At 28.6% G+C, this 13106-nt stretch carries 8 protein-coding genes; 3 read left to right on the top strand and 5 right to left on the bottom strand.

The window, feature by feature from the left end; all coding sequences use genetic code 11:
- Positions 1-257: 257 nt before the first annotated feature.
- Positions 258-1748, bottom strand: coding sequence for a glycolate oxidase subunit GlcD (glcD, locus tag Anndu_RS16295; RefSeq protein ID WP_464102199.1), 1491 nt, complete (start codon positions 1746-1748; stop codon positions 258-260).
- A gap of 73 nt (positions 1749-1821) precedes the next feature.
- Entirely contained in the window at positions 1822-2502 is a 681-nt protein-coding gene (locus Anndu_RS16290) for a class I SAM-dependent methyltransferase (RefSeq protein ID WP_464102198.1), read from the bottom strand.
- Between the two features lie 153 nt (positions 2503-2655).
- On the opposite strand from Anndu_RS16290, the gene deoC reads away from it, so the two are divergent.
- Positions 2656-3330: a deoxyribose-phosphate aldolase gene (gene deoC / locus Anndu_RS16285; protein WP_464102197.1), complete on the top strand. Its 675-nt coding sequence runs from the start codon at positions 2656-2658 to the stop codon at positions 3328-3330.
- A 344-nt stretch (positions 3331-3674) separates the two neighbouring features.
- A complete protein-coding gene (locus Anndu_RS16280) occupies positions 3675-5408 on the top strand; it encodes an Rqc2 family fibronectin-binding protein (protein ID WP_464102196.1) in 1734 nt (577 codons plus the stop codon).
- A gap of 72 nt (positions 5409-5480) precedes the next feature.
- On the opposite strand, the gene Anndu_RS16275 is transcribed toward Anndu_RS16280, so the two are convergent.
- Genes Anndu_RS16275 through Anndu_RS16265 form a run of 3 tightly spaced genes read right to left on the bottom strand, consistent with a single transcriptional unit; the run spans position 5481 to position 12070 of the window.
- A complete protein-coding gene (locus tag Anndu_RS16275; RefSeq protein WP_464102195.1) occupies positions 5481-6122 on the bottom strand; it encodes a response regulator in 642 nt (213 codons plus the stop codon).
- A gap of 21 nt (positions 6123-6143) precedes the next feature.
- Positions 6144-11402 (bottom strand): ATP-binding sensor histidine kinase, encoded by a 5259-nt coding sequence (locus Anndu_RS16270; RefSeq protein WP_464102194.1) that lies wholly within the window; start codon positions 11400-11402, stop codon positions 6144-6146.
- A gap of 29 nt (positions 11403-11431) precedes the next feature.
- Positions 11432-12070: a ThiF family adenylyltransferase gene (locus Anndu_RS16265; protein WP_464102193.1), complete on the bottom strand. Its 639-nt coding sequence runs from the start codon at positions 12068-12070 to the stop codon at positions 11432-11434.
- A gap of 307 nt (positions 12071-12377) precedes the next feature.
- Between Anndu_RS16265 and Anndu_RS16260 the strand changes: the two genes are divergently transcribed.
- Complete coding sequence (locus tag Anndu_RS16260) at positions 12378-13001, top strand: hypothetical protein (RefSeq protein WP_464102192.1); 624 nt, start codon at positions 12378-12380, stop codon at positions 12999-13001.
- Positions 13002-13106: the final 105 nt, after the last annotated feature.

The raw sequence follows: 13106 nt of genomic DNA, 5'->3' as shown, positions 1-13106 counted from the left end.
CACCTGAATGTGTACTTATTTTATAAGAATTTTATGTACTTTTGTTTGGTGTTTTATATTTTGACAGTTAATTAAAGTAGTTTTTTTGCTTTCAATTTCAATTAAATTGAGATTGTTAAGCTCGATTCCACTTTTAATTACCTCTAATATACATGAGTAATCAGGGATTGAACCGCAATTATACCACATTTTTAACTGTCACAGTTTTTAACAATTAGGGAAAAATCTTATCAGATAAAGCTTTTTACTGTTAGTCCCTAAAATAATTCTAATTCTTTAAATGTTATTTGATTGTTTTGAAGTTCTCTATTAATTTGATTAGAATTTTCGCCACAAGTGCGAGGAGTAGGGAAGATTTTGGTAGGATTGGCTAATTGTTTGGGATTAAAAACACTGCGAATATATTGCATTGTTTCCAAGTCGGTATGGCTGAACATATCAGGCATATAGCATTTTTTATCCGAGCCGATGCCATGTTCACCTGAAATACTACCCCCCACCTTCACACATAGTTTTAAGATTTCTCCTCCTAATTCTTCTACTTTTTCCAAGTCCCCGGGCAAGTTATGATCAAATAAAATCACTGGGTGTAAATTGCCATCTCCAGCATGAAAAACATTGACGATCGAGTAACCATATTGGGTACTTAAACGGTTAATTTCTTTTAAAACGGGGGCTAGTTGGGTGCGTGGGATCACCCCATCTTGCACAAAATAATCTGGACTCATTTTGCCGGCCGCTCCAAAGGTGGCTTTTCGCCCCTTCCAAAGTTTTAATCTGGTTTCTTCATCATTGGCAAAAGTAAGATTTCTTGCCCCATTTTTTTTACAAATTTGTGCTACTTTTTCTTTATTTTTTTCCACTTCAATGGGCATTCCATCTAATTCAATTAATAAAATAGCCTCTGCATCCCTTGGATAACAGCCTATTTTCATCACTTCTTCTACAATATTAATGGCTAAATGATCCATAATTTCTAAGCCGGCCGGGATAATTCCGGCTTGAATAATGTCCGTAACAGTGCTTCCGGCATTTTCAATACTGGTAAAATCTGCCAACACAACACAAATTTTTTCCGGTGTTTTCAAGATTTTCAGAGTTATTTCAGTGGCTATGCCGAGTGTACCTTCTGAGCCAACAAATAAGCCAGTGAGATCATAGCCCGGCATTTCTGGGATCCCCCCTGTATCTATAATTGAGCCGTCTGGTAAGACTATTTTTAAGCCTAAAACGTGGTTAGTGGTAGCCCCATATTTTAAACAGTGGACACCGCCTGAGTTTTCCGCAATATTACCACCGATCGAGCAGACAGTTTGACTGGAGGGATCGGGGGCATAGAAAAACCCCGCACCACTGACGGCCTGCGTTACCCAGTTATTGATAACTCCGGGTTGTACCACTATTCTTTGATTTTCGTAGTCTATACTCACAATACGGTTCATTCTGGCGGTAACAATTAAAATACAGTCTTCAACGGGTAAAGCCCCACCCGATAAGCCTGTTCCCGCTCCACGCGCTACCCAAGGAATGTCATGGTGATCGCATAATTTAACAACGGCGGCCACTTCTTCGGTAGTGCGGGGAAGTACCACAATGGCTGGTTTTTGGCGATAAACGGGTAAACCGTCACATTCATAGGTTAATAATTCTTCTTTGCGACTAATTACACCATTTTTACCAATTATTTGTTGTAATTCTTGAATAATGGGTTTCCAGTTACGAGTTGGGGGTTTAATTTGGGTTAACATAATGTTGAGCAAAAAATAAAGATAGAATTATTTTACCAATTGACAGTTGACAATTGGTGAAGATAAAACATTTTTAAAGGAATTTATCATTAATTTTTCCATAAACTATTACATGGCGATCGCTGACTTGTTCTACTGTTAAATAATCAAGATTTTCTGTGCTTAATTGTGCTTTAATTTCTGTTAAAGTAAACGAAGCACAAAGGGAATTAAAAAAATCTCTTTGTAAAATTTGTGGCTCATTATTAGCATAAATTTTAACTAATTCTTTGGCCTGATTAATATGATCAGGACGTAACAAGTCCATGATAAAAATTATAGTTTGATTTTTGCTGTATTTCTTAATAGTTTGCCACAAAATTAAAGGATTATGCAAATGATGTAATAAACTATTACTAATAATACCATCATAACCCTTTGTATTTAAAGAAAATTCTGGCAAAATTCCTTGATAAAAATTAACTCGATTGTGTAGATTTTCCGTTGCATTAACTAAATCTTTTTTGGCAAAATTTAACATCGAGTTAGAACCATCAAGCCCATCAATGTTACAATCTTGATAAGCCCTTGCCAATCTTAAAGTAATATCACCTGTGCCACAACCTAAATCTAAAAATTTACCCGTCATATTATGTTTAAATTTAGCTTGAAATAATCTGATAAAATTACTATGAGGTTCTTCAAAATCTGCTTGAGCATAAGCCAAACTTTGAGCTTCATCTAACATTAATTCAGGTTCAGTGATTCTTTCCATAGTTTGAGAAGTTAATTAATTAATAATAAAATTTGGAGAATTGTCCATTAATATTGTAAACTATGAATAGTGATCACTTGACAACTGGGTATCAAAAAAGTTGTTGTCCACTGTTAATTGTTAAAAATAACATTTTTAAGAGGAATAAATTTGATGAGAACTGAAAATAAAGAGTTAGATTTAGCACAATATATTGATCATTCGATCTTAAATCCTACTGCTACCAAAGAACAAATTGAACAGGCTTGCAAACAAGCCGATCAATATCATTTTCCTGTGGTTTGTGTTTATCCTTGTTTTGTAAAAATAGCCAAAGAAATTTTACATCAAAAAAGGATTAAAATTTGTACAGTAATTGGTTTTCCCACAGGCACAAATACCACTCAAACTAAATTACAAGAAGCATTAGAAGCGGTGGAAAATGGAGCGACAGAGTTAGACTTAATGATTAATTTAAGTTGGCTAAAAATGGGAAAATCGGAAGAAATTTATCAAGAAATTGCGAGAATTTGTGAAGAAACTGATCAAACAGTTAAAGCAATTTTAGAAACTAATTTATTAACAAATACGGAAAAACGTCTAGTAGCTGAAATTTGTATGGATGCCGGAGTTTCGTTTTTAAAAACCAATACGGGCTGGTTTGGTGGGGTTAATCTCGCTGATGTTAAAATGTTACATGAAATAACTAAAGGTAAAATTGGCATTAAAGCGGCCGGTGGTATTCATAGTGCCGATCAAGCGGTGGAGTTGATCAAGGCAGGGGCGACTCGTCTTGGCACTTCTCATGGTGTCAAAATTATTCAAGAAAGGGAAAATCAATTTTCCTAAAACAGTAAGGGAGCTAACAAGCAAAGCTTGTTAACCCCCATCCAGTTACCAGTTATCAGTTATCTACATAATATAGCATTAAATCTAAACTTTGACAAGGGGTTTTTTAGAATTTTTCAAAAATTCAGGTAAAAAGATAATTTTTAAGTCAATAAATTTGATTAAAACTAATCAAAATTTAAGGGAAATAATTAATTTTTAAGTAATTCTAAGATTAAGCTAATTGAGAAAACAATTAAGCCCAATTAACAAAAGTTAAATTTTTAAGTTTAACAAATTTTTTTCTTAATTTTGGATTTCTTAATGTTAAAATTGATTTTGTTTACTACTAACTTAAAATTATAATGCAAACCGTTGATTTTACTACCTTAATTGCCCTAATTTTAGAACTTAAAAAAAATTGGCTACCTGCAAAAATTGAACAGGTTTATCAGTGGGATGCTCATAAAATTTCACTAGGTTTACGCACTTTAAAAAAACGAGCTTGGTTGACGATTTCATGGCATCCCCAAGGGGCAAGAATTTGTTTAGGAAATAACCCGCCCAAATTAAAAGATACCTTTACTTTTAGTGATCAATTACGTCATCAATTGGGGGGTTACGCTTTAATTTCCCTTGATACTATTTCCCCTTGGGAAAGGGTAATTGATTTTCAATTTGCCCAGAGGCCGGGAGATAATCCCGTTTGGCATTTATATGTAGAAATTATGGGTAAATATAGCAATGTTATTTTAACAGATGGTCAGCAAAATATTGTGACTGTGGCTCAACAAATTAACGCTAAAAAATCTAGTTTTAGAACGATTCAAACAGGACAAAAATATCAAATTCCTCCCGCCTTAACTAAAAATATTCCAAGTTTAACAGAATCTCAACAATCTTGGCAGGAAAGGGTTAGTTTAATCCCTAAATCTATTGCCAGTCAGTTATTAGAAAATTATCGTGGTTTAAGCCCTCATGTGGTGAAAGAGATGATTTTAGCTTGTAATTTTAATCATGAACAAACTACAGATAATTTAACTCAAGAAAATTGGGATCAATTATTCAAAAAATGGCAAGAATGGTTAACTATTTTAGACAATGGTAACTTTAAACCTAGTTTTACTTCAGATGGTTATACTGTGTTAGGTTGGCAAAATAATCTATATTTAACAACTGATGTTAATAGTTTAATTAATAATTATTATCAAGATCAACTCAATCAAGAACAATTTAAAACAATTAAACATCAATTAAGCCAAAAATTAATAAATATTTTAGCTAAATTACAACAAAAAGCTGATAGTTTTAGTTTTAGATTAAAACAGTCTGATCAGGCTGATCTTTTCCGTGAATATGGGGATTTATTAATGGCTAATTTGCATTTATGGCAGTTAGGAATGAAAGAGATTATTTTAAATGATTTTATGACGGGAAAACCGATTAAATTAACTCTTAATCCTGAAAAAAATGCGGTTCAAAATGCCCAAAGTTTTTATAAACAACATCAAAAGTTAAAAAGGGCTAAAAATGCGGTTGAACCTTTATTAAATGAGGTGGTAATTGAGATTAATTATTTACAACAGGTTGAACAAAGTTTACAACAATTAAATGATTATCAAAATGAACAAGATTTACAAACTTTAACGGAAATTAAAGAGGAATTAATCCAACAAAAATACCTCAAAAATTATCAAAAACAGGAGCAAAGTCGTCAAAATGAATCTTTACCACATATTTATAAAAGTCCTTCTGGTTTTGAAGTTTGGGTAGGAAGAAATAATAAACAAAATGATTATTTAACCTTTAAAATAGCGGGAGATTATGATCTTTGGTTTCATACTCAAGAAATTGCTGGAAGTCATTTATTATTAAGATTAAAACCAGGTGATGTTGCTGAAGATATTGATTTACAATTTACGGCTAATTTGGCGGCTTATTATAGCCGTTCTCGTCAATCTGAGCAAGTTCCAGTGGTTTATACCTATCCTAAATTTGTTTATAAACCTAAAGGTGCTAAACCCGGAATGGTAGTATATAAAAAGGAAAAAGTTTTGTGGGGAAAACCCTTAATAGTTAACACCGAAAATCAAGAATAATGATTATTTATTATTACTTAAAATTAGAATTTTTAGATTAACTTAAGAGTTAATAATTAATGTTTATTTTGTTTAAGTTTCATCGGCAAATAAATTAGCTAATCTTAATTCTTCTTTTTGATTTTCTTCTTCTATTTTTGATAATAAATGTTGAGTTTTTTTTAAATCCTGTTGCAGTTTTTCAAGATTATTTAATTCTGATTTTAATTGATGATAAGAACGTAAAGCAGAAATTAAACTGGTCATTAATTTATTTTGTGTTAGTTCAATTTTTGTTTTATAATCATTAATTTCATAATCACTCATTAACCAATCTTCAGGGGCTTCTCCTGGGTGTCCTGTGCGCACAATAATTCTAACAATTTGATTATTTAAAATATTTCTAACATGATGAATTACTTTTAATCCTGCGTCATTAGTTTCCATAACTACATCTAATAAAATAACAGCTAAATCAGGATTTTTTTCAATTAAATTAATACTTTCTTCGGCGGAATAAGCGGATAAACAACTTAAAGGAAGCTCCTCAAAAGTAAAGTGTTTTAAAATTAATTTAGTAGCTTGATGGATAGCGGGATCATCATCTACAATTAAAATCCGCCAAGAATTAATTAATTCTTGATCTTTCATAATGATTGATGATGACGATTTAATCTGATCGTGATCTTCATCTTCTATAATAATAATTTCTTCATCTTTTGGATTAATATTCATAATCAATTATTAATTTGATAGCTAATTAATCATAGGTAAATGTTCAATAGGAATAGTTAAAATAAAAGTCGTTCCTAGGCCTAATTCACTTTGACAATAAATCGTTCCTTTTAAAGTTTGTCGAACTAAATTATACACAATATGTAAACCCAAACCAGTGCCTCCTTGATTTCTGGAAGTAGTAAAAAATGGTTCAAAAATTTTAGTTAAATTATCAGGGGAAATGCCACAACCATCATCGCTATAGCGAATTTCCAGATTCTTATTTTTTAATTTGATTTTCAATTTTAAACGGCCTATTTTGCCTGTGGGATAGGCGTGTTGAATTGAATTAATGATTAAATTGGTGATAATTTGGGAAAATGCCCCCGGATAACTTTCAATTTTTATTTTTTCATCTCCTTCAATTGTAACAAAATAATTAGTAGATTTGAGGGTTGGTTGTAAACTAATTAAAATTTCTTCTAAATATTCTTTAACCCCAAAAATCCGTTTTTCTAAATGACTTTGATCCACTGCAACTTGTTTAAAACTTTGCACTAATTGGGCGGCTTTTTCTAAATTATTTAAAATTAATTGACTGCTTTCAATTGCTGTTTCTAAATAATCATTTAAAACTGATCTTTTAAGAGCTCCACTTTCACAATTTTGTTTGAATTTTCCTGTTTCTTGGGCTAGGTGAGAAGCCATCATTACTCCAATACCAACGGGGGTATTAATTTCATGGGCAACTCCAGCAACTAAACCTCCTAAGGATGCCATTTTTTCTGCTTCAATTAATTGTTTTTGAGTTGTTTCTAATTCTTCTATAAGTTGAGATAATTCTGCTGTTCTTTCTTCTACTTTTTGTTCTAAAGTATAATATAATTGAGCATTTTGTAACGAAATAATAGCTTGGGCGCAAAGCAAATTTAAAAGTTCTATTCTTTGAGGGGTAAATATATCATTAGTTAGATTATTTTCTAAGTATAAAATGCCAATTAGTTGTTGTTGATAAATTAAGGGTAAACAAAGAATGGCCTTAGGTTGATGTTTAATTAAATAGGGATCTTGTAAAAATTGATGCTCATAATTAAGATTATTTAAGATTAAATTTTCGTGAGTACGATTGACATAATATAAAATAGAATGGGGTAAAACTAGGGGTGAAATATCTTCTAAATCCTTAAATTCTTGAGCTTTAATTATGGATTTTTGGGAATTAATAATTTCAACTAAAATTAATTTTTGTTCTTGATAAAATAATAAAATACCTTGATCAGCACCTGCATTTTCAAGGACAATTTTCATAATTTGATTTAAGAGATTATCTAAATGAATTTCTTGAGAAATTGCTTGATATGCTTTGACAATACTTTGCAAATCAAATTCTGATAAATTACTATTACTACTAATAGTTGATAATTTAGAAAAGTTATGTTCAGTTAATAATTGATTTATCGTTAAAAGATTAAAATATTGTTTTTCTAGGGCTTTAACTTTATTAATGCCTTGCCAATTTTGATAATAATAATGGGCTTCTTTAAGATAAATTTGTGCTAATTTTTCTAGTTGATGAGTTAAACAAAATTCTCCTGTTAATTCATAAGTTAAAGCAATTTGTGGTAAATTTTGACTGGCGATCGCTCCTTGAATTGCCAGATCATAAAATTGTAAACTTTGCCAATAATTGCGTAAAACTTTCATTTTTTCAGCCTCAATTAAATGAGCTAAATGGGCAAAATTAACCGAGCAATTTTCGGCGGATTTTTGCAGTAATTTTTGGGCATAATTTACCTGTTGTAAAATAGATTTTTGTTCTAAATTATTACTTTGAAAATATTGACTAATTAAAATTAAAGCATGATAGAAAATAAATTGAGAATAAATATATAAATGTTTAATTCCTTTCACATATTTTTTTGCTAAATTAGCCTGTTGTTTAGCCTGAGTATAATCTTTAAAATAATAATAATAAATAGTTTGGGTAAAATAGTAAATAAACAGGTAATTTCCTTGGGAATATTCATTATTTTTGATAAAATCTTGTTGTGAATAATTCTGTTGTTTAAATTTAAAAATTAATTGTTGCCACAGTTTAACTTCTTGCGCAGAATAACTTAAATTTAATTGTTGAGTTAAATCTAAATAATCTTCACATTCTTGGTTAATTTCTCCTAAGTTTCTTCCAGCTAAAAATAAATTTTGACAACTTAATGTTACCGTATTACCAATACTTTCTAAATCACCAAATTCTAAAGCTTTTTTCAGATTTTCTTTTAAGGGAATTATTGTTTTTTGAATCGAAATGTGCCAAGGTTGAATAATCCCATAAAAGTTTTGAGTAATTTGAGATGAATTATCCTTAATATTAAAAGTTTTTAATAATCTTAAAGTGATTTTTCCTAAATAATAAGCCGTTTTAATTGTTTTAACTTTTTGACAGAGAAAAAGACTATAATAACTATAGGCAATGTTGATAAAATAAGCATTTTTCGGATAATTTGATCGCTCAATAATTGCCTTAAGTAAAGGGATAATTAATTGAGGTTTAATAATTAAAGCAGGTTGTAATAAATTAACTAATATTTTCAGAGCAATTTGAGATTCTTGATTAAGATTTTTTTCGTAATTTGGAGGATTATCAAAGTCAAATAACTCAAGATCAACTTGATCATTTTGTTTGATTTGATTTAAGTCAATCTTTAATTTTAAAAGTAAATCTAAGCCTACTTTTAAAGATTCTTGATAGCAATTATTAATATTTTTTATTTTAATTAAAAATTCATAAAAGTTAATTTTTTCTGATAAATTATTAAGCTGATTTAAAGCAATTTTACATAAATTTTCCACTACTATAAAATCACCATTAATAAATTTTTCTGTGATTAATTCTTGATAAATAGTAATCATTAGTTGATGATGATTTTGCCAAGGATCAGTTAAATTATTAATTAAAGTTAAAGAAAATTCAATCCAATGCAAGGCAAAAACTTTTTCTAATTTAGCTTGTTTGGCGGCTAATAAATTTAACTGGATTAAATTAATAATTTCTTTTTCATTTTCAGGATTAATGATCATCCCTTTATTATAGTGTTCAACAATTTTTAATAAATTCTTTTCAAATTCAAAAGAATGTAAATTTGCTAACATATTTTTAGCAATATTCAAATGATTTTTTTGTTTTTCTTCTAAAGATAAATAATCATAAATTGCTTGATAAAATCGCTGATGAGAAAATTGATAATCTTCAGTTTCTAGGTAAGGTAAAGAAGTAGATTGATTGCTAATTTTTACCGGAGAAAATAATGGTACAATCATAGATTTTTTTACTAAAGATCGTAAAATTTCATCTATTTTAACTAAAGTTAAATTTAATAATTTAGCTAAAGATTTAATATTAAAATTATAGCCAAAACAAACAGCTATTTTTAAAATATTTTGTTCTATTTCAGGAAGTTCTTTAATTTTTGAGATAATTAAATCGGCAATATTAATACTAATTTCTTCTGCTTCTATTTTGATTAAATCCCATTGCCAAATATGGGTAGATTGATCAAATATAATTAAATCTTTTTGATTTAATAAGAGAATAAACTCTTTGAGAAAAAAAGGATTTCCCCCTGTTTTTTTAATGAAAATTTGACCTAATTCATAAGCTTTTAAAGAGCTACATTTGAAGGTATCTATTAACATTAATTTGACTTGATTTAAGTCTAAATTAATAAGGGTAATAATCTGTAGATTGAGCTTAATATTTTCAGGTAACAGATCAAGAAAATTACTATTTCTACTTGCCATAATTAAGAATAAATTATGGGGGGCAAGTTCAACTAACAATTTAATAATTTTTAAACTAGGGGGATCAGCCCATTGTAAATTATCACAAAATAAAACGAGAGGAAGATCAAATTCAATAATCATTAAAATTATTTTTTTGATTAATTGATGATATTGATATAAGGATAATTCAGTTAAATTAATCTTGATATTTTCCATAATATTTTGATTGATCAGCAATTTGATTTCAGGAATTATATTGATTAATAAATTGAGATTATCTGAGAAAGTTTTAATTAGTTTTTCTTGAATTTTATTTAAAAAATTTTTATTTTCTTTTGTTAATTGTTTAAAAAATTGTCTTAAGCCATTTACTAAGGCCTCTAAGGCCAAATTTTGTTGTTCTTCCCTAAATTGAATCTCAATCAAATAAACTTTTTCTACGGTAATTTGTGGATAAATTTCTTTAATTAAAACGGTTTTTCCTAATCCTGATTCTCCCAGAATATAAAATAAATATTTCTTCTGATTATTTATTTTTTTTTGCTCATTGAAAAATGAATCAAAATTGCTATTTAAAAATTTAATTTCTCTATCTCTCCCATATAATTTTTCAGGAATAATTAATTGGAGGGAATAATCTTCTTCTCCTAATAAAAAATTTTGAATTGTTCCTGTTTCTTCTAACTGTTGTAAACAATATTTTAAATCTTGAGTAATTCCCCATGCACTTTGATACCTTTCTTCGGGAGTTTTAGCCATTAATTTAAAAACAATTTTCTCGATAATTGAAGGAATATTAATTAATTTTTGATTAATTTCTTGAAAAGATAAAGGTAATTTAGTTAGATGGGAATAGATTAATTCGATTAAATCATCACAAAGAAAAGGCACTTGTCCTGTTAACAATTCATAAAAAGTACATCCTAAAGCATAAAAATCAGTTCTATAGTCTATACTACGGTTAATTCTGCCAGTTTGTTCTGGTGAAATATAAGCTAATGTTCCCTCTAACAAATTAGGGAAATTAAAGGAAATATTTTCTCGATAAAATTGAGTAGAAATTCCAAAATCAATAATTTTTAATTCTTTGGTTTGGAGATTAAAAACAATATTAGAAGGATTAAGGTCTTTATGAATAATATTATGTTGATGAATTTCTCCTAAAATTTCAGTAATTTTAATGGCTATTTCTAAAAATTGTTTGAGGGTAAAATAAGGATTTTTTGATTGATTTTGATCTAATAAATACCGCAGTGATTCTCCGCCAAAATCTTCATAAATAATTAATAAACTATGTTCTGATTCTTCTAAACTATAGGCTTTAATTACTCCATCTATTTCTAAACAATGGGTGATATTATATTCTTTTTTATAACAGGATAATTTTTCAGGAGCGGGATAATTTTCTTTTAATTTTTTAATAATAATAGGTTGATGATCGCTCATTCTAATAGCACGATAAACCTGTGAATTTTCACTTTCATATATTTGAGATAAATGCTGAATATTATTAACCATAATGATCACAAGTTAATTAGCTAAAATATTTAATTATTAAATGGTTTTACTGCAAAATCTTTAAGGGTAAAAGTATAATTATTTTGAACACCTGTGGCCAGATAATTAATAATAACTTCTGAGGCAATTGCTACGGTAGCTATTACTAAATTTCTGGCTAATGGATAATCACAAACATCATCATTAATAGGTGAAGGAATGCGATAATAATTATTCCAAATAATCTCGCTATAATCAGCAGATAAACCAAGATGTAAACAAGGAATATTTTTAGTTAAACAATAATCTTTAACCATACTTCTACTCAGGCTATTATCAAAAGTATCAATAATTAAATTACTTTGATTTAATAAGTAATTAATATTATTTTGAGTCAATTCTTGATTGATTCCTTCCACCATAATTCCTAAAGCCCGATATAAATTATTAATCATAATTTTGGTTTTATAAGCGCCAATATCAGATTTATAATAAGGCTGAGTAGATAAATTTCTTTCTTCAATTCGATCTCGATCTATAATTTTAAGGTTCTGAAAGCCAGTTCTAGCAAGATTTTCTAATAAATTTGCACCTAAAGCACCACCTCCACAAATTGCAATAGAAGTATTTTTAAATTTTTCCATTAAATTAGATTTCCGATACAATTGTTCATGAAAAAAAATAGACATTTTTTACTCCAATTAACAATAATTTTTAAAGATTAGGTAGCCCTATTATTATAACATTTTATTTTTAAATAGGATTAAATTAAAAAGCTAATCGTCTCAAATTTGATCAAGGGAAGACAAAGATCTAAAAAAATGTAACATTTTGTAAATAATTGTTATTATCTTGATTGGTTTAGGGAAAGTTGAGTTTAAATTTATATTTATAGGGGCAGGTCTTCAAAGACAATTTATTTTCAAAATATTTGCAAAAAAAAGACATTTACTTATACTAATTTTTCATTTAAACAAATCAAGGGAGGTCAAGTTTATGGTGACACAAATCTCTCAAATTACAGTTCATCAACCATTAGGTTATATTTTAAAAGAAGCAGGTTTAATTTCTGATTATCAAATAGAAGTGGCTTTACAAGATCAACAGTATGATGATTCTTTGTTATTTGGTGAAATTTTAGCATTAAGAGGTTGGATCGCTCAAGAAACCGCCGACTTTTTTGTGATGGATTTTCCCACAATCAAACAACAACAAAAAAAGGAAAAAATCGGTTATTATTTAAAACAGGCAAAATTACTAACAGAAGATCAAATTAATTCTATTTTAGAAGAACAAAAACACAATTTGATTCGCTTTGGTTCTGTCGCAGTTTTAAAAGGTTATTTAAAGCAAAAAACTTTAGATTTTTTGTCAGAAAATTTATTTAAAAATCATAATAATAATTCATCATATATTATGACTTTTAATTCTGAACAAAAAGCTCAGGCAACCGAAAAAGAAAAACAAGCAAAAACGGCGATCAATTCACCTGAAACTCATATTCAGTCCCATCAAGAAACTTATTCTCAATTTTCTAAAGACACTTATCTTCAATCGGAAAAAGAAGATTTAGGAAAACTCCCAAATGAAGAACTAACTGAAGTAAAATGGATTGATTAAAGATTAAAACAGTTATCAGTTCACATATCAGTTCACAATTTATCAAGTTTAAAATCTAACTTTTTGTTATAATTCTATTTAGTAAAAATAATAGAATTAATTAAT

The sequence above is a fragment of the Annamia dubia NIES-4383 genome, assembly GCF_055394725.1.
The sequence above is the reverse complement of the archived record's forward strand: the minus strand, read 5'-3'. Positions and strand labels throughout refer to the sequence as shown.